Raw genomic sequence first — 23,845 nt, forward strand, 5'->3', positions numbered from 1 at the left:
ATGAGCGAGAAAAACAAGACCGCGGCGATCGAAGAGATGCGTTTTCGTCTGCTGATCGATGCGGTGGTCGACTATGCGATCTACATGATCGATCCCGACGGCATCATCACCAGTTGGAACTCCGGCGCCAAACGCTTCAAGGGTTATGAGGAAGCGGAAATCCTCGGTGAACATTTTTCGCGGTTCTATACCGCCGAGGATCGCGCCGCCGGTCTGCCGCAACGCGCGCTCGATACCGCGATCCGCGAAGGGCGCTTCGAAGGCGAGGGCTGGCGGGTGCGCAAGGACGGCACCAATTTCTGGTCGCACGTGGTGATCGATCCGATCATTGATCCCAACGGCAAGTTGCTCGGTTACGCCAAGATCACCCGCGACCTGACCGACCGCAAAATGGCCGAAGAAACCCTCAAGCAAAGCGAGCAGCAGTTCCGTCTGTTGGTGCAGGGCGTTACCGATTACGCGATCTACATGCTCAGCCCCGAAGGCCGGGTCAGCAACTGGAACCAGGGCGCCCAGCGGATCAAGGGTTATCTGCCGGAAGAAATCATCGGGCAGCACTTTTCGATTTTCTATACCCCTGAAGACCGTGAACTCGGCGAGCCGCAACGGGCGCTGGAAATCGCCACCCGCGTGGGCCGCTTTGAAAACAAGAGCTGGCGCATGCGCAAGGACGGCACGCGGTTTCTGGCCCATGTGGTGGTCGATGCGATTCGAGGCGATACCGGCACCTTGCTCGGCTTTGCCAAGATTACCCGTGACATCACCGAAGCCCACCAGGCGCAGCTAGCCCTGGAGAAGACCCGTGAAGCGCTGTTCCAGGCGCAGAAGATGCAGGCCATCGGTCAGCTCAGCGGCGGCATCGCCCATGACTTCAATAATCTGCTGACGGTGATTCTCGGTAATCTGGAAATCGTGCAAAAACGCCTCGGTGACGATGCGAAAGTCAGCCGCCTGCTGGAAAACGCCACCCAGGGCGCACTGCGCGGCGTGTCACTGACCCAGCGCATGCTGGCGTTCGCCCGCCGTCAGGAATTGAAGACCGAGTCGGTCGATATCGCGCAACTGGTTCAGGGCATCACGGGTTTGCTGCGCAGCTCCCTCGGGCCGGGCATCCGTATCGATACGCGGTTCCCCGCAGATCTGGAGCCGGTGCTGGCGGACACCAATCAGCTGGAACTGGCCTTGCTCAACCTGGCGACCAACGCCCGCGACGCCATGCCCGACGGCGGTACGGTGATCATCTGCGCTGAACCGCAAGTGGTGCTTGAACTCAGTCATTCGGATCTGCCAGCAGGGCGTTATATCTGCCTCAGCGTGATCGACAGCGGGGAGGGCATGGATGCGCATACCCTGGCCTCGGCCAGAGATCCGTTTTTCACCACCAAAGGCCTGGGCAAGGGCACCGGGTTGGGCTTGTCGATGGTCCACGGTTTTATCGAACAACTCGGGGGCCGCTTCATTCTCAAGAGCGAAAAGGCCCATGGCACCACGGCTGAACTGTGGATTCCGGTGGCCGTCGAGGGCATGGTCAACAAGCCGCTGCCTCTGCCCGCCGCGCCGGTGGTGGTGCCAAGACTCAGCGTGCTGGTGGTGGACGACGATTCGCTGGTGTTGACCAGCACCAGCCTGCTCCTCGAAGACCTTGGCCATCGGGTGATCGGTGCGACGTCCGGTGCACAGGCGCTGGCGCTGTTCGATCAGGGTGAAGTCGTCGACCTGATGATCACCGACATGGCCATGCCGCAGATGACTGGCGCGCAACTGGCCCACGCGGTGCGCCTGCTCAAACCGGATCTGCCGATCATCCTCGCCACCGGTTACGCCGAACGCCTGGAAGGCTTTGCCGCACAACTGCCACGTCTGCCCAAGCCGTTCACGCAAATGAATCTGGTGGCGATCATTGCGCAATCGATGAACTGAGGCGCCGGTCAATCCGGCTGAACTTGCGCGGCAACGGGGGCTTCTAAAGGCTTTCCCCACCCCGGAGCGTGCATCTTTTGCCTCGCATACTGACTGAGCCCACCGCTGAAGAAAGCCTGACCGAACATGACGCGAAAATGTTCGGCTCACCCAAGGAACGGCTGGATTTCTATCGCCGGGAGATCCAGTACGAAACCAGCATCCTCGCCAACCGCACCGATGCCTATCTGGCGGCGCAATCGTTTCTGGTGATCGCCTTTGCGTCCTGCATGGCCAACCTCAACCCAGAGTGGGGCAAGTTGTTCACGCTGGTGGTGCCACCGTTTCTGGCGCTGCTCGGGTTGCTTAGCTCGCTGAACGCCTGGCCGGGGATTCGTGCGGCGTACGACATCATCGATCATTGGCATTTCAAGCAGAGCCATTTGCTGCACAGCGAGCCGTTGATGGGCCTGGCGTACGACGAATCGCCGCTGTTCAGCGAGATGGAGTCGAGCCACAAGGGCTATCGCAAGTCGCTGCTGTTTTCGCTGCGCACGCCTTGGATCTTTGCGACGTTCTGGGTGTTACTGGGGAGTTATGCAGTGTTTATTCAGGTGACCAATCCGGGCGGGTGACGGCAGGTATGGAAAAGCCCGGCTTGTGTAGTCGGGCTTTTTTATTCGTCTGGATGGCTGCGGTGCACATTAGATCGATCCCCCTCACCTGATCTGGCTTAATGATTCTGGACACCCCTGAAGGGCGTAATCTACGCCCAACGACGAGGTGTAATTTTGACTAGACGGTACTTTTCGACAGATTTCAAACGGGACGCGGCTTGCTTGGTACTGGATAAAGATTATTCAGTAAGTGAGGCCTGCGAAGCGATGGGGGTGGGCCCGACCGCTCTGCGCCGCTGGGTTGAGCAGTTGCGCCAGGAGCGCAACGGCAAGACGCCCGAAAGATCCAAGGCCATGACACCCGATCAACAACGCATTCAGGAACTGGAAGCAAAAATCCGACGGATTGAGCGTGAGAAAGAAATCTTAAAAAAGGCTACAGCTCTCTTGATGTCGGATTCCCTCGATCGATAAGGCTGGTCGAGGAGTTAAGCGAGCAATATCCAAGAACCGAGTTGTGTGGTGTGTTTGGAATCAACCGCAGCAGTTTTTACGACCGGTTGAAACAGGGCACAAAAGTTGATGTTGAACGCGATCGCCTCAAGATCAAGGCTGTTGAACTGCATCAGCAAAGTCGCGGTTCGATGGGCGCGCGAGGCCTGTCAGAGGCGTTGCGTAACGAAAAGGAGTCTGTAGGTCGCTACATGGCTCGTAGCCTGATGCGCGAAATTGGATTAAAGAGCCAGCAACGGCGCAGGCATCGTTACAAACCCAGCGGCGCGGAGGCTCAATACGCCCCTAACCATTTGGAGCGTAAATTCAACGTCGAGGCGCCCAATCAAGTGTGGTGTGGCGACGTGACTTACATCTGGGCGGGTACTTACTGGGTTTATCTGGCTGCGGTACTTGATCTGCATGCCCGACGCATCGTCGGCTGGGCGATGTCCCGAAGCCCGGATTCAGCACTAACCTGTCAAGCCTTGAAGGTGGCTTTCGAGTCGCGAGGACGGCCTGAAAACTTAATGTTCCATTCGGATCAGGGCTGTCATTACAGCAGCAAAATGTTCCGTGAAACGTTGTCGGACATGCGGATAAAACAAAGCATGAGTCGACGGGGAAACTGCTGGGATAACGCTCCGATGGAACGTTTCTTTGGCAGTTTGAAATCTGAATGGATACCCAAGGCCGGCTACCGAAACGAAGACGAAGCCAGTACCGATGTGTTGCGCTACCTGACCCACTATTACAATCGGATCAGGCTGCACAGCCACAACGGTTATAGGACTCCGGTAGCCATGGAGGCCCTGGCGGCATGAGAAATGAACAAAACCCTATAACTGTGTCCAGTATCGTTTGACCAGATCAACCCCAACCCTCTCCCCCAAGGGGGGCGAGGGGGAAGGGAGCAGATCTTCGTTGTATTGAAAATCTGCGTTCGACTCGGTATCTCAAGTCGGCGTATCTCGACCATTCACCGCGGTCAGTTCCCTCTCCCTTTGGGAGAGGGCTAGGGTGAGGGGCTGTCAAGGTTCACTCCGCAGTGAGCCGGTCCTCGTTTTATTCAAAATCTGCGTTCGACTCGGTATCTCACGTCGGCGTATCCCGACCATTCACCGCGGTCAGTTCCCTCTCCCTCGGGGAGAGGGTTAGGGTGAGGGGCTGTTCTGGCTCACTCCACGGTCTCAAGTTCTCGACGCAACGCCACCGAATTCTGCGACGACATCGGAATCGGCGGGAAGTCTTCGTTCAACACGCACAAATGGTCGATGGCATCTTCAAACATCGAATCGGCTTTCTTGCGCAGCGCGCGGTAGCGCTCAAACTGTTCAATATCCAGATCAGCCACATCGAGCAGCGCATTGGCCGCTCGATTGAGGGTGTGGGCGTTATCGAACAATTGACGATTGCGTTCCAGAGCCAGTGCTCTGCAAGCCTTGATTTGCGCAGGAGTCGAGCATTCTTTCATGACCGTGACCTTATCCTTCAAAGATTCCATTTCACTGGCTTGACGCCGCAGGGGAACCGAACCTGCCGGGCCCCGCCGGACCTGTCTGGCGAGGGGTTATACGTGTGACTGCCGGCCAGTAATCAGGGATCCATTTTTTTACAGAAAAATCTTCGATCAATTAGTCGATAAAACCCGGGATTAAAAATCAGGTTTTTTGTTTCTTATGCTGCTCGTAGCGAGCGAGGATCGGTTGTGTGCTGATGCCGTGAAGCAAAATGCTCAGCGCCACCACCGACAAGGTCAGGTCGGTACACACGCTGGCCACTGTGTCGGTCAGCCCGTGGTTCAAGGCATAAAACAGATAGAACAGGCTGCCGATCCCGCGAATGCCGAACCAGCCAATCAACAGCCGTTGCCGCCCTTCCAGTAACCTGCCCCAAGGCATCAACGCGACGCAGGCCGGGCGGATCAGGCAGAACAACACGCCGCCGACCCACAACGCACGCCAATCCCAATGCGCCACCAGCACCACGCCAAGCAGGGTCACCAGAAACACTTCCATGGCCCGTTCGACCAGACCACCGAACGACAACATATCGCCCATCATGATGCCGGCGGCGACCTGGCTGCTTTCCAGCCGTTCGGTGTCGCCGTGCACCGCGTGCTGCGGTTCGACGTTCTGATGCCCGACCACCGGCTGCACCAAATGCTCGGCGGGCGGCTGGCTGGCGCCGGTGGATTTGACTTCGACCTGACGCAAGCCGAGGCCGGCGGCGAATACCGAGAGAAAGCCGTAGCCGCCAATGGCTTCGGCGACGACGTAGGCCAACGCGATCAGCGCCAACGCCAGATAATCGTTGGGGCTCAAGGTGCTGTCGTCATTGTGGATGCGCAGTGAAAGGGTCACGCGGCCGATACCGCGGCCCATCCAGTAACCGGTCAACAGCCCTGCGGGCACCGCCCACAACACGTTGCGCAACACCCAGCCCTGCCACTCGGCGGCCGAACCGTCACCGTGAAGCAGCAATAGCCCGAGAATCACAAAAGGAAAGGCGATGCCGTCATTCAGCCCGGCCTCACCGGAAAGGCCGAATCGAACGCCGTCGACATCCCGCGCGTCGTTGACCTGCACCAGTGCGGCGAGCACCGGGTCGGTCGGGGCCAGAATCGCGCCGATCAATAACGCCGGCCCCCACGGTAACTGCAAACCCCAATGCAGCAGCAAGCACACCCCGGCGATGGTCAGCACCATCACCGGTCCCGCGAGGCCGAACGCAATGCGCCAGCGCTTGTCGCGCAGCGGCAGACGCAACTTGAGCCCGCAGACAAACAACGAGAACAGCACCGCCACTTCCGTCAGGTGCTCCATCCACAACGAGGCGTTTTCCAGCGACAGCTTCAGCAGATCGAGGCCGCTGGGGCCGATGCCGACCCCCAGCAGCAAACAAACGGCCGACGTCGTCACTGGCATCCAGCGCAGGTATGACGAGGTCAGTGCCAGGGTCAGCAGCACCGCGCCGAGGACCGCGACCCACACGACAAAACTCATGATGTGCCGCCCTCAAATGGTCGATGTGACGGCAATCGCACCGTGTTCAATGGGTCTTCAGCCTTACTGTAGGCGTTGGCGAAGGGATCATCACAGCATCGGCTTACCGCCCGTCACGCCATAGCGCTGGCCGGTGATGTAACTGGCTTCGTCCGAGGCCAGCAGCACGTAGATCGGCGCCACTTCCACCGGTTGGCCGGGGCGGCCGAGCGGGGTGTTGCCGCCGAAATTCTGCACTTCATCATCGGGCATGGTCGAGACGATCAGCGGCGTCCAGATCGGCCCCGGTGCCACGCAGTTCACGCGAATCTCTTTTGGCCCGAGCATCTGCGCCAGACCGCCGGTGAAGTTGGCAATCGCGCCTTTGGTGGTGGCGTAGGCGAGCAGGGTCGGTTTGGGCAAGTCGGAGTTGATCGAACTGGTGTTGATGATCGACGCGCCGGCACGCATATGTTTGATGGCGGCCTGACACAGCCGGAAAATCGCGGTGATGTTGACGTCGAAGGTCATCACCCATTCTTCGTCGGGGATTTCTTCGAAGGTTTCGTGGGTCATCTGGAACGCGGCGTTGTTGACCAGCACATCGATGTGGCCGAAGCGTTCGACGGTTTTGTCGACCAAGGCCTGGCAGTGGGCTTTCTGCGCGATATCGCCCGGCAACAGCAGGCATTGGCGGCCGGCCTGTTCGACCCAGCGTGCGGTTTCCTTGGCGTCTTCGTGTTCATTCAGATACGCCACCGCCACGTCGGCGCCTTCACGGGCAAAGGCAATCGCCACGGCGCGGCCGATGCCGCTGTCGGCGCCGGTGATCAGAGCGATCTTGCCGGCGAGTCGCCCGGAGCCGACATAGCTTTGCTCGCCGCAGTCGGGATAGGGCTGCATTTTACTTTGCGAGCCGGGCACGGCTTGGGCTTGGGCGGGAAAGGGCGGTTTTGGATAATCAGTCATCGCGGGTCTCCGAGGTCTCAAGGCGGGTATGGGTGGTTGACCCGGTGTGTTTGCCGTGAGTTCGATCGGATTAAGACGCGACGCAAATTCTCTGTAGGAGCTGCCGAAGGCTGCGATCTTTTGATCTTGCTTTTAAAAGATCAAAGTCAAAAGATCGCAGCCTTCGGCAGCTCCTACAGGGGGGGGATGTGCTGCTCTTAGGTAGTGCGTTGTGTCAGGGCGTGTTCCATCCGGGCGATACCTTCTTCGAGCAACGAACGCGGGCAGCCGAAGTTCAGGCGCACGAACTGCCGGTGTTGATCACCGAAGTCCAGACCCGGGCTCAGACCCACTTTGGCCTGTTCAAGGAAGAACTGCTGCGGGTTGTCCAGGTCCAGCGCCGAGCAATCCAGCCAGGCCAGATACGTGCCCTGTGGGACATTGATGGTCACGCCCGGCAAGCGGCTGCGCACCGCGTCAACCAGCCAGTCACGGTTGCCCTGCAGGTAGGTTTTCAGCTCGGCGAGCCACGGCCCACCTGCGCTGTAGGCCACGCGGGTGGCTTCCATGCCCAGTGGATTGACGCTGTCGACCATGCCGCAACGGGCGTGGTTGACGCGTTCACGCAGGGCGGCGTTCTGGATGATCATGAACGAGGTCTTCAGGCCGGCAATGTTGTAGGCCTTGCTTGCCGACATCAGGGTGATGGTGCGCTCGGCGATCTCCGGGCTCAGCGACGCGGTCGGAATGTGCACGCGACCGTCGAAGCACAGCTCAGCGTGGATTTCGTCGGAGATGATCCACGCGTCCTGCGCCGCACAAATGTCCGCCACGGCTTGCAGTTCTGCACGGGCGAACACTTTGCCGATCGGGTTGTGCGGGTTGCTCAGCAGCAGGGCGCCGCCACCGTTCAGCGATTCACGCAGGACATCCAGCGGCGTCAGGTAAGTACCGTCAGCCTGCGGGACGAACTCCAGCTCAACCTTGTTCAACCCCCAATGCCCCGGCGCGTGGCGCAACGGCGGGTAATTCGGCACTTGCACCACGACATTCTGTTGCGGTTGCACCAGCGCTTTCAAAGCCATGTTGAAGCCGGACTCGACGCCCGGCAGGAAGATCAGCTCTTGCGGTTTGACCTTCCAGGCGTACTTGTTCCAGAGGTCGGCGACGATGGCTTCACGCAGGTTGTCCTGCGCCACGCTGTAGCCCACCAGCGGGTGCAGCAAGCGTTGCTGCAGCGCCTCGATCACCACCGGCGGCGCGGCGAAATCCATATCAGCGACCCACATCGGCAACACGTCGGCCGAATAGCGGCTCCACTTGGTGCTGCCGGTGTTATGGCGGTCGAATACCTGATCAAAATCGAAAGTCATGCGCGGTCTCGTGAAGGCGGGAATGGTCCTGTCGGGCATGATAAACCCACAACCCCTGTAGGAGCTGCCGAAGGCTGCGATCTTTTGATTTTGTTTTTAAAGAGCAAGATCCAAAGAACGCAGCCTTCGGCAGCTCCTAAACAGATTTGTGTGTTGCCCGACAAACGGCCGACGGTCGGTTTTCACACAGATCATGTGGCCTTTGTCTACAGTGAAAAGGTCGGCACTCGTTTGCCGCCACCGTGATTGTCCAGACAAAACCCGGCACCAGTACCGGGTCCCACCTGATCAGGAGTGCACGATGGATCTCAGCCGTCGTCAGTTCTTCAAGGTCGCCGGTATCGGCCTTGCAGGCTCGAGCCTGGGCGCGTTGGGCATGGCCCCGACGCTGGCCTTCGCCGAGCAGGTGCGCCACTTCAAGCTTGCCCACACCCATGAAACCCGCAACACCTGCCCGTATTGCTCGGTCGGTTGCGGGTTGATCATGTACAGCCAGGGCGATACCGCGAAGAACGTAGCGCAAAGCATCATTCACATCGAGGGCGACGCCGACCACCCGGTCAACCGCGGCACCCTCTGCCCGAAAGGCGCAAGCCTTCTCGACTTCATTCACAGCCCGGGCCGCTTGCTCTACCCGCAAACGCGCAAGCCCGGCAGCAGTGAATGGACGCGGATCAGTTGGGACGAAGCGCTCGACCGCATCGTCGACCTGATGAAAACCGACCGCGACGCCAACTTCATCGAGAAAAATGCCAACGGGCAAACGGTGAATCGCTGGCTGAGCACCGGTTTCCTCGCCGCGTCGGCAGCGTCCAATGAAGCCGGCTACATCACCCAAAAGGTGATTCGCAGCCTCGGCATGCTGGGGTTCGATAACCAGGCGCGTGTCTGACACGGCCCGACGGTGGCAAGTCTTGCCCCGACGTACGGCCGTGGTGCCATGACCAATACCTGGACCGATATCGCCAACGCGAATCTGATCCTGGTGATGGGGGGCAACGCAGCAGAAGCGCATCCGTGCGGCTTCAAATGGGTGACCGAGGCCAAAGCGCACAACGCCGCGCGGCTGATCGTCGTTGACCCGCGTTTTACCCGGACTGCTTCGGTGGCCGACTATTACGCGCCGATCCGCACCGGCACCGACATCGCCTTCATGGGCGGGTTGATCAATTACCTGCTGACCGAGGACAAGATCCAGCACGAATACGTGCGCAACTACACCGACGTGTCGTTCATCGTCAAAGAAGGCTATGGCTTCGAAGACGGGATTTTCAGCGGCTACGACGTGGCCAAGCGCAGCTATACCGACAAATCCGGCTGGGGTTACGAAATGGGCGAGGACGGCTTCGTCACCGTCGACCCGACCCTGCAACACCCGCGCTGCGTCTATCAATTGATGAAGCAGCATTACAGCCGGTACAGCATCGACCTCGCCAGCCAGATTTGCGGCATGCCGGTCGATGCCATGCAGAAAATCTGGGACGAAATCGCCACCTGCTCGATCCCGGGCAAGACCATGACGATTCTCTACGCCCTCGGCTGGACGCAGCACTCGATCGGCGCGCAGATCATCCGCAGCGCGGCGATGGTGCAACTGCTGCTGGGCAACGTCGGCATGCCCGGCGGTGGCGTCAACGCCTTGCGCGGTCACTCGAACATCCAGGGGCTGACCGACCTTGGCTTGCTCTCCAATGCGCTGCCGGGCTATCTGACGCTGGGCAGCGACACCGAGCAGGACTACAACGCCTTCATCAAAAAACGCACGCAAGTGCCGCTGCGCCCGGGGCAATTGTCCTACTGGCAGAACTACAGCAAGTTCCACGTCAGCCTGATGAAGTCGTGGTACGGGGCCAACGCTACCGTCGAGAACAATTGGTGCTACGACCATTTGCCGAAACTCGACATCCCCAACTACGACGTCCTGAAGATGTTCGACCTGATGAGCCAGGGCAAGGTCAACGGCTACTTCTGCCAAGGCTTCAACCCGATTGCTGCATTACCGGACAAAAACCGCGTGATGGGCGCACTGGCGAAATTGAAATGGCTGGTGGTGATGGATCCGCTAGCCACCGAAACCTCGGAGTTCTGGCACAACGTAGGGCCTTACAACGATGTGAAAAGCGCCGAGATCCAGACCGAAGTCATTCGCCTGCCCACTACCTGCTTTGCCGAAGAGGACGGCTCGCTGGTCAACAGCAGCCGCTGGCTGCAATGGCACTGGAAGGGCGCCGACGGACCGGGCGAAGCGCAGACCGACATCCGCATCATGGCCGAATTGTTCCTGCGCCTGCGCAAGCGTTATCAGGCCGAGGGCGGCAAATTCCCCGATCCGCTGCTGAAACTGACGTGGCCGTACAAGATCCCTGACGAGCCTTCGCCGGAGGAACTCGCCAAGGAAATCAACGGCAGCGCTGTGGCCGATTTCACCGACGCCACGGGTGTCGCGGTCAAGGCCGGCTCGCAATTGGCCGGGTTCGGTTTGCTCAAGGATGACGGCAGCACCGCGTCCGGCTGCTGGATCTTCGCCGGCAGTTGGACCGAGGCCGGCAACCAGATGGCCCGCCGCGACAACGCCGATCCGTACGGCATGCATCAACATCTGGGCTGGGCCTGGGCCTGGCCGGCCAACCGACGGATTCTCTACAACCGCGCTTCGGCAGACGTCGCCGGCAAACCGTGGGACCCGAAAAAACGTCTGGTGTGGTGGAACGGCAAGGCCTGGGGCGGCACCGACGTGCCGGACTACAAAGCCGATGTGCCGCCGGAAGCCGGAATGAACCCGTTCATCATGAACCCCGAAGGCGTGGCGCGGTTCTTCGCCGTCGACAAGATGAACGAAGGGCCATTCCCCGAGCATTACGAGCCGTTCGAAACGCCGATCGGCATCAATCCATTGCACCCGCAAAACAAGAAAGCCACCAGCAACCCGGCGGCGCGGATCTTCGATTCGGTCTGGGAAACCCTCGGCGAGGCCAAGGACTTCCCGTACGCCGGCACCAGTTACCGGTTGACCGAGCATTTCCACTTCTGGAGCAAGCACTGCAAGTTGAACGCGATTGCCCAACCGGAACAGTTCGTGGAAATCGGCGAAGTGCTGGCGAAAGAGAAGGGCATTGCCGCCGGGGATCGCGTGCGCGTCAGTTGCAAACGCGGCTTTATCGAAGCGGTGGCGGTGGTGACGAAACGGATCCGGCCGCTGCAAGTCAACGGCCAGGTCGTGCATCAGATCGGCATCCCGCTGCACTGGGGCTTCACCGGCCTGACGCGTCACGGTTACCTGACCAACACCCTGGTGCCGTTCCTCGGCGATGGCAACACACAGACCCCGGAATCCAAGTCATTCCTGGTCAACGTGGAGAAGCTCTGATGGAGAATCTTTAAATGGCCAGCCAAGACATCATTGCCCGCTCGGCCACCACCACGGTGCCGCCGTCGGTGAGGAATCAGGAGGCGGTGGCCAAGCTGATCGACACCACCAAATGCATCGGCTGCAAGGCCTGCCAGGTCGCCTGCTCGGAATGGAACGAGCTGCGCGACGAGGTCGGCCACAACCACGGCACCTACGACAACCCGCAAGACCTGAGCGCGGAAACCTGGACCTTGATGCGTTTCACCGAACACGAAACCGACGCCGGCAACCTCGAATGGCTGATCCGCAAGGATGGCTGCATGCACTGCGCCGAGCCCGGTTGCCTGGCGGCGTGCCCGAGCCCCGGCGCGATCATCAAGCACGCCAACGGCATCGTCGATTTCGATCAGGATCACTGCATCGGCTGCGGTTATTGCATCACCGGTTGCCCGTTCAATATTCCGCGCATTTCGCAGAAAGACCACAAGGCCTACAAATGCACCTTGTGTTCGGATCGGGTGGCGGTAGGGCTGGAACCGGCCTGTGTGAAAACCTGCCCGACCGGGGCCATTGTGTTCGGCACCAAGGAAGACATGAAGGAACACGCCGCCGAGCGCATCGTCGACCTGAAAAGCCGTGGTTTCGAAAACGCCGGTCTGTATGACCCGGCAGGTGTTGGCGGTACGCACGTGATGTACGTGCTGCACCATGCCGACACGCCGACGATCTATGCCAACCTGCCGCAGGATCCGGCGATCAGTCCGTTGGTGGGCCTGTGGAAAGGCATCAGCAAACCGCTGGGCTTGCTGGCCATGGGTGCGGCGGTGCTGGCCGGGTTCTTCCACTATGTGCGTATCGGGCCAAATCGCGTCGAAGAGGATGAACATCCGACACCACCTGACACCTCAGTGCACGTCGTCGATCCGGCGGTGCACACCTTCGATCCACGCGGGGAGGACCGGCCATGAGCAACAAGACGATCCTGCGTTACACCGCCAACCAGCGCACCAATCACTGGCTGGTGGCGATCCTGTTTTTCATGGCCGGGCTGTCCGGGCTGGCGTTGTTTCATCCGTCGCTGTTCTGGCTAAGCAATCTGTTCGGCGGCGGGCCGTGGACGCGGATTCTGCACCCGTTCCTGGGCGTGCTGATGTTCGTGTTGTTCCTCGGTCTTGTGTTCCGTTTCTGGCGCGCGAATTTCTTTATCGACAACGATTGGAAGTGGTTGCGCCGCATTGACCGGGTGCTGGTCAACGACGAGGAAACCGTCCCGCCGGTGGGCAAATACAACGCCGGGCAGAAGCTGTTGTTCTGGACTTTACTGCTGTGCATGCTGGGTTTGTTGTTCACCGGGCTGGTGATCTGGCGCGCCTATTTCAGCGCGTATTTCGGCATCAGCGTGATTCGCTGGGCGATGCTCCTGCACGCGCTGGCCGGGTTCATTCTGGTGCTGAGCATCATCATTCACATCTACGCCGGGCTGTGGATCAAGGGCTCGGTCGACGCGATGATGCATGGCTGGGTCAGCCGCGCCTGGGCCAGGAAACACCATGAACTCTGGTATCGCGACATCACCCGCGACGAACGCCAACCGGACGTGCCGGAGCGACCGATCACCAAAAAGGGCTGACTTTTGCCAACCATTCTGGAACCCGGGGAAATTGAAGCGGCGGCGAGTTCGCCGCCATTTCTGCATCTGCCGCCGCACAATCTGTTCACGTTGCGCGCGCAACGGCTGGAGCAATTGGCCGCAGGACATCCGCTGGCCGAGTACCTACGGCTGATTGCCGGATTGTGCCGGGTGCAGCAGCAGGTATTCGACGATCCGCCGTTGACCGCGCCGTTTGATCAGCAACGGATCGAGGCGTGTCAGCAGCACGGTTTGCCGCCGTTTGCCGCCGATACGTTAATCCGTGAAGACGCATGGCAGGCGTATCTCGATGCGCTGTTGCAACGTTATGTCCCTGATGAGCAACCCGCCGTCGTCGATGCGCTGACGACGCTGCGGGTCGCCAGTTCCGGCCAGTTACGGTCGTGGGGCGTTGCGTTGGTCAGCGGCCAGTATTCGATGGTGCCGGCGGCGTTGGTGCCGTTCCTCGGTGCGGGCCTGCAAACGGCGTGGAGCCATTGGTTGCTCAGCGCGGCGAATCTGCAACTCAAACCCGCTGACAGCCTCAGCCAATGCCCGGCGTGCGGTTCACCGGCGATGGCCGGGGTCATTCGTCATCGCGGCAAGCACAACGGTTTGCGTTATCTGGTGTGTTCGCTGTGTGCCTGCGAATGGCATGTGGTGCGGGTCAAGTGCGTGTATTGCGAGTCGAGCAAAGGGCTTGATTATCTGAGTGTCGAGGATGATCGCCACGCGGCAAATCAGGCACCGTTAAGGGCGGAGGTCTGTCCGGGCTGTCACAGCTATCTGAAGCTGGTGTATCTGGAAAACGATGCCGATGCCGAGGCGTTGTCGGCGGATCTCGGCAGTTTGTTGCTGGACATGCGACTGGCGCAGGACGGTTACCAGCGTCTGGCGCCAAATCTGTTGCTGGCTCCGGGAGACGAGTGATCACAGCGTCTACACTCTTGTTTTTCACTGCGGGGCGCAGTGAACTGTCTCCAGGAGTGGCTGATGTCCCTGCGGTTACCTTCCATTGATGGTTTGTTGCGTCACCCGGCGTGTGTGCCTTTGCTTGAACGTCACGGACGTGAGTCTCTGCTGGCGAGTTTGCGGCAGTTGCTCGATGAACTGCGTTCCAGTGTGTTGACCGGGCAGTTATCCGCCGTCGAAATCAGCCCTGAAGTGCTCGCCGGCCGCGTCGGTGAACGCCTGGCCCGGCAGCAACGCAGCAACGTGCGCCGAGTGTTCAACCTCACCGGCACGGTGCTGCACACCAACCTCGGTCGCGCCTTGTTGCCGGACGCAGCCATCGACGCGGTGCAAATGGCCGCGCGTTATCCGCTCAATCTGGAGTTCGATCTGGCCAGCGGCAAGCGCGGTGATCGTGATGATCTGATTGAAGGCCTGATCCGCGAACTGACCGGCGCTGAAGCCGTCACTGTGGTCAACAACAATGCCGCCGCCGTGCTGCTGACGCTCAACAGTCTGGGCGCGCGCAAGGAAGGCATCATTTCCCGTGGTGAGCTGATCGAGATCGGCGGTGCCTTCCGCATTCCCGACATCATGGCCCGCGCCGGCGTGCGCCTGCATGAGGTCGGCACCACTAATCGCACCCATGCCCGTGATTACGAAGCAGCGATCAACCCACGCAGCGGTTTGATCATGCGCGTGCACGCAAGCAACTACAGCATCGAAGGCTTTACCGCTCGGGTGCCGACCCCTGAGCTGGCCGAGCTGGCCCATCGTCAGGGTTTGCCGCTGCTGGAGGATCTGGGCAGCGGCAGTCTGCTCGATCTGCAACGCTGGGGGTTGCCGGCCGAACCGACGGTGCGTCAGGCGCTGCTGGATGGCGCGGACATCGTCACCTTCAGCGGCGACAAATTGCTTGGCGGGCCGCAGGCCGGGTTGATCGTCGGGCGTAAAGAGCTGATCGCGAAGATCAAGAAGAATCCGCTGAAACGCGCGCTGCGGGTGGACAAGTTGACCTTGGCGGCGCTGGAAGCGGTGCTGGGCTTGTATCGCGATCCCGATCGCCTCGCTGAACGTTTGCCGAGTCTGCGTTTGCTGACCCGTCCGCAGTCTGACATTTTCGCCCAGGCTTCACGGTTGCAGCCCTTGATGGCTGAGCTGTTGGGCGAAAGCTGGCAGGTCAGTGCAGTCGAGGCCTTGGGCATGATCGGCAGCGGCAGCCAGCCGGTGGCGCGCTTGCCGAGTGCGGCATTGTGCATGCGCCCGCAAGTTTCCAAGCGTTTGCGCGGGCGCTGTCTGTTGAATTTGGAAACAGCGCTGCGCGCGTTGCCGATCCCGGTGCTCGGTCGTATCGACGACGATGCGCTGTGGCTGGATCTGCGCCAACTCGACGATGAGCCGGCGTGGCTCAGGCAATTGCCGCAGTTGCAGGTCGATTCATGATTGTCGGCACGGCGGGGCACATCGACCACGGCAAGACCGCGCTGCTGCAAGCCCTGACCGGACAAACCGGCGACCGTCGCCCGCAGGAACGCGAGCGCGGGATGACCATCGACTTGGGTTATCTCTACGCCGAACTGGAACCGGGCGCGGGCCTGACCGGGTTTATCGACGTCCCCGGCCACGAGAAATTCACCCACAACATGCTCGCTGGCGCGCAGGGCATCGATCTGGTGCTGCTGGTGGTCGCGGCGGATGACGGCGTGATGCCGCAGACCCGCGAGCATCTGGCGATTGTCGAGTTGCTCGGCATTGCGCGCGCTTTGGTGGCGATCACCAAATGCGACCGGGCCGAGGCGGGCAGGGTCGAAGAGGTGCAGCGACAGGTGCTGGACCTGCTCGCCCCGGGGCCGTTTGCCGAGGCGCCGATCTTGACCGTGTCGAGCCTGAGCGGGCAGGGCATTGCGGCACTGCGCGAGGTGTTGCTGCAGACGCAAAGTGCAGTGCACGAGCGCAGCCGTGAAGGTGGCTTTCGCCTGGCCATCGACCGCGCCTTCAGCGTTGCCGGTGCGGGGATTGTCGTTACCGGGACGGCGTTGTCGGGCGCGGTGGCCGTCGGCGACAAACTCATCCTCGGGCCGTCCGGGAAAACCGTACGCGTGCGCGGTTTGCATGCGCAGAATCAACCCGCCGAACACGCCGTCGCCGGCCAGCGAGTGGCGTTGAACCTGACCGGCGAACGCCTCGAACTGGCGCAGCTCCATCGCGGCCAGTGGCTGCTGAGCGAATGGCTGCATGCGGCGACGCAACGGGTCGACATCGACTTTCAACTGCTGCCCGGCGAACGTACCTTCGAACACTTTCACCCGGTGCACGTGCACCTCGGCACGCAGGATGTCATCGCTCGGGTGGCCTTGCTCGAAGGTCCACGGTTGAGTCCCGGCGAGCAAATGTTCGCGCAACTGCTGATCAATGCGCCGGTCCACGCGGTAAAGGGCGATCGCTTGATCCTGCGCGACCAGAGCGCGCAACGCACCTTGGGTGGCGGCCAGGTACTTGACCCGTTCGCCCCGGCGCGACAACGTCGCAGCCCCGAACGGCTGGCGCAATTGCGCACCTTGGCTTCTGGCGACGAGTTCGAACAGGTCCTGCCCGTGCTACTCAACTACAGCGCGGGTGGCCTCGACCCGCTGCGGCTGGAACGCCAGTTCAATCGGCCGCGCTCGACCTGGGCATTAGCGGAAAACGTGCGCCTGATCGACACCCGCCAAGGTTCGGTGTTGTTCAACGTGCAGCGCTGGGCGCAGTTGAAATTCACCCTGCTGGAACAACTCGCGCAGTTCCATGAACTGGAACCCGACCAGATGGGCCCGGACCGCGATCGCCTGCGCCGCTTCAGTGGATTGACGCTGGAGCGTTCGACCTTTGTCAGTTTGCTGGATGAATTGCTCACCGCCGGATCGATTCAGGCGAGCGGGCCGTGGCTGCATTTGCCGGATCATCAGGTGCGCCTGAATGCCGAAGACGAAAGTCTCTGGCTGGGATTACAACCGATCTTCGAACAGGCCGGTTTCGACCCGCCGTGGGTGCGCGATATCGCGACAATGCTCGGTCAGGACGACGCGGTTGTACGCCTGTTGCTGCGCAAACTGGCGCGGCTCGGGTTGATGCACCAAGTGGTACGCGACCTGTTCTTGAGTGACCTGCAACTGCGCCGGATGGCGGACGTGTTGTTAAAACTGGCCAGGGAAAATCCGCAGATCCAGGTGACAACCTTCCGCGATGCGCTAGGCTTGGGTCGCAAACGCTGTATTCAATACCTCGAATACTTCGACCGCGTCGGCCTGACCCGACGCCTCGGCGAATCCCGCCAGATCCGCCCTGAAAACGCGCTGGCCCACGCCGACGCGCAATAAGTTCAAGGAAGGCAATCGCGCCCGGTGGCGCGGCCGGGCTTCAAACCCGGTTGGGGACGGCATCCGTTCCCGGGCAGGTTCGACTCCGGCTGCCTTCCGCCAATTTGCCAAAAGCACAAGATCGCAGCCTTCGGCAGCTTTTGATCGTTCCCACGCAGAGCATGGGAACGATCATCAATACAAGGGGAAGGTGGTCTGGCCCTGATAACGCCTCAAACAGCAAAAGATCGCAGCCTTCGGCAGCTCCTACAGGGATCGGTGCAGGAGCTGCCGAAGGCTGCGATCTTTTGATCCACCGTATCCAGCGAATCGCGACAAATTCGCCATGACCATGCGCTGCCACCCTGAGTATGGCGATCAGTCCTTCGCGAGCGGGCGCCATGAAAAAGGGGCCGTTTCCGGCCCCTTCTGGTGTTACTGCTGCGCGACGCCCACCGGTGGTGCGTCGGGCTTTTTCGGCTTCATCAGGCTGAAGTCGATCAGCGCGCGCTGCTCGGTCTGGTACGGGTCGCCGATCAGCAATGGGCGAGCCTTGAAGCTGTCGCTGACCAGGCTCTTGCTGCGGTCGAGTTCATCGAAGCTCAAACCGGCCAGGTCGGCCCAGGTGTGGATCAGGTGCGAGCTGCTGTACGGGCGATCCAGGTCACCGGCAAAGTTCCAGTCGTGGCTGGCTTTCCACTTCGGCGATGCCCAGGCCATGAACGGGATGGTGTACATCGGCGCGGTCGGTTTGTTTTCGTTGCGGCCCAGGGTTTTGTGGCCGACCGAGTCGAACACGTCTTCACCGTGGTCGGAGAGGTACAACAGGAAGCCGTTCGGATCGGATTTGGCGTAATCCTTGATCAGGCTCGAAACGACAAAGTCGTTGTACAGCACGGCGTTGTCGTAGCTGTTGTAGGTCGGCACCTGGTCATCACGCACGCCCGCTGGCACGCCGGTACGGTCCTGGAACTTGTCGAACGTCGGCGGATAGCGGTACTGGTAGCTCATGTGCGTGCCGAGCAAATGCACGACGATCAGCTTGCGCGGTGCCGCGTCAGCCAGCGCCTTGTTGAACGGCTCGATCACGTCGCCATCGTATTGCGCGGCGTTCTGGTTGCGGTTGTTGTTCAGGTACACCTGCTCGTCGGCCTGTTCGGAGAACGTCGTGAGCATGGTGTTGCGCTTGGTCATGGTCTGCTGGTTGGTGATCCAGAAGGTCTTGTAACCGGCCTGTTTCATCATGCTGACCAGCGACGGTGTCGACAGGTAAAGATCAGGATGCTCTTCGTCAGCGAAGGTCAGCACTTGCTGCAACGCTTCGATGGTGTACGGGCGAGGGGTGACGACGTTGTCGAACACCGCCAGTTGATCCTTGAGCTTGTCCAGTTCCGGCGTGGTATTGCGCTGATAGCCATAGAGGCTCATGCGCTGACGGTTGGTCGACTCACCGATCACCAGCACCAAGGTCTTCGGCTGATCGGCCGAGGCCTCCTTGAGATTTTTCAGCGGCGGGATCTTGCTGACGTTATGCAGCATGCCCTGCATGTCCGCGAGGGTGTCCAGATAACGGTGATAAGCCACCGCCATCTGCCATGGCACTGCGGGTTCGATGCGGGTTTCGAATTTTTCGAAGCCTTGGGCGAAGGTGCCCATGCGCAGCGTCTGTTTGACCAGCGGGTAACCGACTACAGCGATTACGATCGCGGTTGCCGCCACGAGCGCACGACCTCGGGGCATGTACACCGGGCGCAGACGTGTCCACAGGAAATAGGCAAACACGGTATGGGCGAGGAACGCCGGCACCATCCACCAGGCAAAATACTGGGTCATGTACTCGCCCGCTTCAGAGATGTTCGACTCGAACATGATGAAGATGACGCTTTGCGAGAATTCCTGCTGATAGATGAAGAAATAACCCAGACTGGCCATCGAGCAGGCCCACAGCACCACGCCGATCACGGCGGCGAGCACTTTGGTGCGTTTGGGGAAGAGCAGCATCGGCGCCAGCCACAGCGCGCTCATGAAGAATGCCTGACGGAAGCCGCTGAAACCGGAGGTGCCGGTCAGCTGGATCAGCAGTTGGGTGATACCCGAGAAGTACCAGAAGAATACGAACAGCCAGAGAAGTCCGGCCCAGTCGAAACCTGTCGCAGTCGTTTTGCTGCGTTTGAACAATGCCATTCGGCGCTCCAGCTCACTCGTTACAACCACCGCCGGAACATCCATGAAGCCGACGAACGGAGGCCGTACGCACAAGTACGGCCAGAATGGGGCGGAGTATTACGAAGAGAATGTGAAAAGTTTGTGAGATGCCGTTTTTTGGCTTTCGCCAGGCGGGCAGCAGTGCAGCAAGTCGGGAACAGCGGCGGCCGTTCCCGAATCAGGCGGGGGATCAGGCGTGGGGGTGACGCTGAACGACCGGCAAAGGTTGCGGTTGCACACCTTGGGTCAACAGGCGCAGCTGCGCCAGCTCCTGCTTCAACTGGTCGCGTTCGTCTTTCAACTGGCGCAATTCATCGCGACGGATTGTCACGTACAGGGTTTGTGGCGGCATTGCTGTGTGTACTGTGCCCATTGCTCACCTCGCAAATGGCGTGCATCAACTGTAAGGCCCCCGGCTCTGGGGTGCTGACTTACTATCGGCGCCGATTTTGATTTCTTTTGCCTGTGAATGGAACTTTTTTATTTTTCAGGGTCGGTGTGTCTTCGCAACGATTCGGGGCGTTATCAGTCTGGATCGGGCACAATGCCCGGAAACTTCATCGCAACGCTCTGGACTAACCTCCATCAGTCGCGTTGGGCTATAACCAATGACACACATTTATTTGTAGTAAGGAGCATCAGCACATGCAACTCGGGATTATTGGACTGGGCCGCATGGGCGGCAATATTGCGCGACGTCTGATGCTCAACGGTCACACCACCGTTGTTTACGACCGCAATACCGCGTTCATCGATAACCTGGTCGCCGAGGGCTCCACCGGCGTCGCCGACTTGCCGGCACTGGTTGCCGGCCTGGCCAAGCCGCGTGCGGTCTGGGTCATGCTGCCGGCCGGCGCGCCAACCGAAGACACCATCAACACCCTGAGCACGCTGCTCGAAGCTGGCGACACCATCATCGACGGCGGCAACACCAACTATAAGGATGACATCCGTCGGGCCAAGACCCTGGCCGAAAAGGGCCTGCACTACATCGACGTCGGTACTTCCGGCGGCGTCTGGGGCCTGGAGCGCGGCTATTGCATGATGATCGGCGGCGACGCTGAAACCGTGCAGCGCCTCGATCCGCTGTTCGCCGCGCTCGCGCCGGGCATGGGTGACATCCCGCGCACCAAGGATCGCAAGTCCGACGACCACCGCGCCGAACATGGCTACATCCACGCCGGTCCCGCCGGTGCCGGTCACTTCGTGAAGATGATTCACAACGGTATCGAGTACGGCATGATGGCCGCGTTCGCCGAAGGCTTCGACATCCTCAAGACCAAGTCCAGCGAGCGCCTGCCGGAAGATCAGCGTTTTGATCTGAACGTGGCCGATATCGCTGAAGTGTGGCGTCGCGGCAGCGTGGTGTCCTCGTGGTTGCTCGACCTGACCGCTGATGCACTGGCCAGCGATCCGAAACTCGACGGCTTCTCCGGCTCTGTTGCGGACAGCGGCGAAGGTCAATGGACCATCGAAGCGGCCATGGAACAAGCGGTGCCGGTACCGGTGCTGTCGAACTCGCTGTTCTCGCGCTACCGTTCGCGCGGTCAGGGCACCTTTGGCGACAAGATTCTTTCGGCCCAGCGCTTCGGCTTCGGCGGCCACGTGGAGACACCGAAGAAATGACCCATACGATCCGCAGAAAATCCAAGGCAGAACCCGCACCACCGACCACGCTGTTTTTGTTCGGTGCCCACGGCGACCTGGTCAAGCGCTTGCTGATGCCGGCGCTGTACAACCTCAGTCGCGACGGCTTGCTTGACGAAAATCTGCGGATCGTTGGCGTTGACCACAACGCCATTACCGATGAGGCCTTCGCGCAGAAGCTCGAAGACTTCATCCGTACCGAAGTGGCGGCAAAGGTCGGCAAGGGCGATCAGATGCTTGATCCAGCCTTGTGGGCCAAGCTCGCCAAAGGTATCAGCTACGTCCAGGGCGACTTCCTGGACGACAGCACTTATTCCGCGCTGGCGGCGAAAATCGCCGACAGCGGCACCGGCAATGCGGTGTTCTACCTGGCCACCGCGCCGCGTTTTTTCAGCGAGGTGGTGCGCCGACTGGGCAGCGCTGGCTTGCTCGAAGAAACCCCCGAAGCGTTCAGAAGGGTGGTGATCGAGAAGCCGTTCGGCTCCGACCTGCAAACCGCAGAAGCGTTGAACGCCTGTTTGCTCAAGGTAATGTCCGAGAAGCAGATCTATCGGATCGACCATTATCTGGGCAAGGAAACCGTGCAGAACATTCTGGTCAGCCGGTTTTCCAATAGCCTGTTCGAAGCCTTCTGGAACAATCATTACATCGACCACGTGCAGATCACCGCCGCTGAAACCGTCGGCGTCGAAACCCGTGGCAGCTTTTACGAACACACCGGCGCGCTGCGTGACATGGTGCCCAATCACCTGTTCCAGTTGCTCGCCATGGTGGCGATGGAACCGCCGGCCGCTTTCGGTGCCGACGCGGTTCGCGGTGAGAAGGCCAAAGTGGTTGGCGCGATTCGTCCGTGGACGGTGGAAGAGGCGCGAGCCAACTCGGTGCGCGGCCAGTACAGCGCCGGGGAAGTCGGCGGTAAGGCACTGGCCGGTTACCGCCAGGAGGCCAACGTCGCGCCCGACAGCAACACGGAAACCTACGTGGCGCTGAAGGTGATGATCGACAACTGGCGCTGGGTCGGCGTGCCGTTCTACCTGCGCACCGGCAAACGCATGAGCGTGCGCGACACCGAGATTGTCATCTGCTTCAAACCCGCGCCGTATGCGCAATTCCGTGACACCGAAGTCGATGAATTACAGCCGACTTATCTGCGTATTCAGATCCAGCCCAACGAAGGCATGTGGTTCGACCTGCTGGCCAAACGGCCGGGGCCGGCGCTGAACATGGCCAATATCGAGTTGGGGTTTGCTTACAAAGACTTTTTCGAGATGCAGCCTTCGACCGGTTACGAAACCCTGATCTACGACTGCCTGACCGGCGATCAGACGCTGTTCCAGCGCGCCGACAACATCGAGAACGGCTGGCGTGCGGTGCAACCGTTCCTCGACGCCTGGCAGCAGGACGCCAGTGTGCAGACCTACGCCGCCGGTGAAGACGGCCCGCAAGCTGCCGAAGATCTGCTGACTCGCGATGGTCGCGTCTGGCATGGCCTGGGATGAGTGACTTGCCGAAACAACCTGTCCGTTTTCTGCTCAGTGACATGGACGGCACACTGCTGCTGCCTGATCACACGCTGAGCCAACGCACCATCGACGCCGTACGTTCGCTGCGTGAGGCGGGCGTGCTGTTCAGCCTCGCCACCGGCCGGCCACCGAAAGCCATGTTGCAGCAGATCGAGGCGTTGGGCGTCGATTTGCCGACCGCAGCGTTCAATGGCGGCACTCTCGTCAATCCGGACGGCAGTCTGCTGGTTGCGCATTACCTGCCGGCCACCACCGCGCTGATTGCGCTGGCCACGTTCGCCGATCAGCCTGATGTCGAAATCTGGGTGTTCAGCGGAGGAGACTGGCTGCTCAAGGATCCGCACGGACCGATGGTGCCGCGCGAACAACATGGCCTCGGTTATCCGCCGGTGGTGGTCGAGAGTTTCGAGCCGTATCTGGAGCGCATCGACAAGATTGTCGCGACCAGCAACAACACCGAACTGTTGATTGAGCTGGAGGCGCAACTGCTGCACAAGGTCAATGGCATGGCGCAAGTGTCACGCTCGCAACCGGTTTACCTCGACGTCACGGCGCTGGAGGCCAATAAAGGCACCGCTCTGACGACTCTGGCCGCGCATCTGGGGATTCCACTGGAACAGACCGCTGCGATAGGCGATGGCGGCAACGACCCGGCGATGTTTCATTGCGCGGGATTGTCGATTGCCATGGGGCAGGCAGAGGAGGCGGTAAAGCGTCAGGCTGACGTGGTCACCGCGCCGAACACCGAAGACGGCGTGGCCCAGGCGATCGAGAAATACATCCTCCCTCACTGATTCAACGCAAATCCTGTAGGAGCTGCCGCAGGCTGCGATCTTTTGACCTTGATTGATAAAAACAGGATCAAAAGATCGCAGCCTCGTTTCACTCGACA

18 protein-coding genes and 1 tRNA gene are annotated in these 23,845 nt (G+C 60.4%); 13 read left to right on the forward strand and 6 right to left on the reverse strand.

Translation table 11 applies throughout. From position 1 onward, the window contains the following. The 3 genes from P3G59_RS14325 (at window position 1) to P3G59_RS14335 (ending at window position 3,832) form a co-directional block, all read left to right on the forward strand. Window positions 1-1,920 (forward strand): PAS domain-containing sensor histidine kinase, encoded by a 1,920-nt coding sequence (locus P3G59_RS14325; protein ID WP_277762075.1) that lies wholly within the window; start codon window positions 1-3, stop codon window positions 1,918-1,920. A gap of 77 nt (window positions 1,921-1,997) precedes the next feature. After that, entirely contained in the window at window positions 1,998-2,534 is a 537-nt protein-coding gene (locus P3G59_RS14330; protein ID WP_277762076.1) for a hypothetical protein, read from the forward strand. A gap of 156 nt (window positions 2,535-2,690) precedes the next feature. Next, window positions 2,691-3,832, forward strand: a protein-coding gene (locus P3G59_RS14335; RefSeq protein WP_277758129.1) for an IS3 family transposase whose coding sequence is annotated in 2 segments (ribosomal slippage) — window positions 2,691-2,940 and window positions 2,940-3,832 — 1,143 coding nt in all. Because the reading frame shifts where the segments join, the coding sequence is not laid out codon by codon here. Window positions 3,833-4,185: 353 nt separating this feature from the next. Here the strand turns inward: P3G59_RS14335 and P3G59_RS14340 are convergent. The 4 genes from P3G59_RS14340 to P3G59_RS14355 form a co-directional block, all read right to left on the reverse strand. Further along, window positions 4,186-4,482 (reverse strand): hypothetical protein, encoded by a 297-nt coding sequence (locus tag P3G59_RS14340; protein ID WP_141125586.1) that lies wholly within the window; start codon window positions 4,480-4,482, stop codon window positions 4,186-4,188. A 187-nt stretch (window positions 4,483-4,669) separates the two neighbouring features. Then, complete coding sequence (locus P3G59_RS14345; protein ID WP_277762077.1) at window positions 4,670-6,013, reverse strand: cation:proton antiporter; 1,344 nt, start codon at window positions 6,011-6,013, stop codon at window positions 4,670-4,672. Window positions 6,014-6,103: 90 nt separating this feature from the next. Then, on the reverse strand, window positions 6,104-6,961 hold the full coding sequence (locus P3G59_RS14350; RefSeq protein ID WP_277762078.1) for a glucose 1-dehydrogenase: 858 nt from the start codon (window positions 6,959-6,961) through the stop codon (window positions 6,104-6,106). 197 nt (window positions 6,962-7,158) lie between these two features. Beyond that, window positions 7,159-8,313 (reverse strand): PatB family C-S lyase, encoded by a 1,155-nt coding sequence (locus P3G59_RS14355; RefSeq protein WP_277762079.1) that lies wholly within the window; start codon window positions 8,311-8,313, stop codon window positions 7,159-7,161. A 301-nt stretch (window positions 8,314-8,614) separates the two neighbouring features. Here P3G59_RS14355 and fdnG point away from each other — a divergent pair, with 301 nt between their 5' ends. The 7 genes from fdnG to P3G59_RS14390 all read left to right on the forward strand — a co-directional run bounded on the left by fdnG (window position 8,615) and on the right by P3G59_RS14390 (window position 17,701). Then, window positions 8,615-11,680, forward strand: coding sequence for a formate dehydrogenase-N subunit alpha (fdnG, locus tag P3G59_RS14360; protein WP_277762080.1), 3,066 nt, complete (start codon window positions 8,615-8,617; stop codon window positions 11,678-11,680). 14 nt (window positions 11,681-11,694) lie between these two features. Beyond that, window positions 11,695-12,630 (forward strand): formate dehydrogenase subunit beta, encoded by a 936-nt coding sequence (fdxH, locus tag P3G59_RS14365; protein WP_008082738.1) that lies wholly within the window; start codon window positions 11,695-11,697, stop codon window positions 12,628-12,630. After that, window positions 12,627-13,292 carry a formate dehydrogenase subunit gamma gene (locus tag P3G59_RS14370; protein WP_277762081.1) on the forward strand — a complete coding sequence of 222 codons (666 nt, stop codon included), beginning with the start codon at window positions 12,627-12,629 and terminating at the stop codon, window positions 13,290-13,292. The genes fdxH and P3G59_RS14370 overlap by 4 nt, the downstream gene beginning before the upstream one ends. A 3-nt stretch (window positions 13,293-13,295) precedes the next feature. Further along, a complete protein-coding gene (fdhE, locus tag P3G59_RS14375; protein WP_277762082.1) occupies window positions 13,296-14,222 on the forward strand; it encodes a formate dehydrogenase accessory protein FdhE in 927 nt (308 codons plus the stop codon). A gap of 60 nt (window positions 14,223-14,282) precedes the next feature. Continuing rightward, window positions 14,283-15,686: an L-seryl-tRNA(Sec) selenium transferase gene (gene selA / locus P3G59_RS14380; protein WP_277762156.1), complete on the forward strand. Its 1,404-nt coding sequence runs from the start codon at window positions 14,283-14,285 to the stop codon at window positions 15,684-15,686. Then, a complete protein-coding gene (gene selB, locus P3G59_RS14385) occupies window positions 15,683-17,599 on the forward strand; it encodes a selenocysteine-specific translation elongation factor (RefSeq protein ID WP_277762157.1) in 1,917 nt (638 codons plus the stop codon). The genes selA and selB overlap by 4 nt, the downstream gene beginning before the upstream one ends. A 6-nt stretch (window positions 17,600-17,605) precedes the next feature. Further along, window positions 17,606-17,701, forward strand: a tRNA-Sec gene (locus P3G59_RS14390). 312 nt (window positions 17,702-18,013) lie between these two features. Here the strand turns inward: P3G59_RS14390 and P3G59_RS14395 are convergent. Continuing rightward, the gene (locus P3G59_RS14395; RefSeq protein ID WP_277762083.1) at window positions 18,014-19,762 is read right to left on the reverse strand and encodes a phosphoethanolamine transferase CptA; all 1,749 of its coding nucleotides are present in this window, start codon (window positions 19,760-19,762) and stop codon (window positions 18,014-18,016) included. Window positions 19,763-19,973: 211 nt separating this feature from the next. After that, window positions 19,974-20,156 carry a DUF6026 family protein gene (locus P3G59_RS14400; protein ID WP_007914840.1) on the reverse strand — a complete coding sequence of 61 codons (183 nt, stop codon included), beginning with the start codon at window positions 20,154-20,156 and terminating at the stop codon, window positions 19,974-19,976. Between the two features lie 272 nt (window positions 20,157-20,428). Here P3G59_RS14400 and gnd point away from each other — a divergent pair, with 272 nt between their 5' ends. From gnd to P3G59_RS14415, 3 genes are read left to right on the forward strand one after another with little or no spacing between them, the layout of a single operon-like run. Next, on the forward strand, window positions 20,429-21,409 hold the full coding sequence (gene gnd, locus P3G59_RS14405; protein ID WP_007914838.1) for a phosphogluconate dehydrogenase (NAD(+)-dependent, decarboxylating): 981 nt from the start codon (window positions 20,429-20,431) through the stop codon (window positions 21,407-21,409). After that, window positions 21,406-22,929 carry a glucose-6-phosphate dehydrogenase gene (gene zwf / locus P3G59_RS14410; RefSeq protein WP_277762084.1) on the forward strand — a complete coding sequence of 508 codons (1,524 nt, stop codon included), beginning with the start codon at window positions 21,406-21,408 and terminating at the stop codon, window positions 22,927-22,929. Before gnd ends, zwf begins: the two co-directional genes overlap by 4 nt. Beyond that, a complete protein-coding gene (locus P3G59_RS14415; protein WP_277762085.1) occupies window positions 22,926-23,747 on the forward strand; it encodes an HAD family hydrolase in 822 nt (273 codons plus the stop codon). The genes zwf and P3G59_RS14415 overlap by 4 nt, the downstream gene beginning before the upstream one ends. Window positions 23,748-23,845 lie beyond the last annotated feature (98 nt).

Origin of the sequence: Pseudomonas sp. A34-9 (genome assembly GCF_029543085.1) — a bacterium.
In the GTDB taxonomy this organism is placed as follows: Bacteria; Pseudomonadota; Gammaproteobacteria; order Pseudomonadales; family Pseudomonadaceae; genus Aquipseudomonas.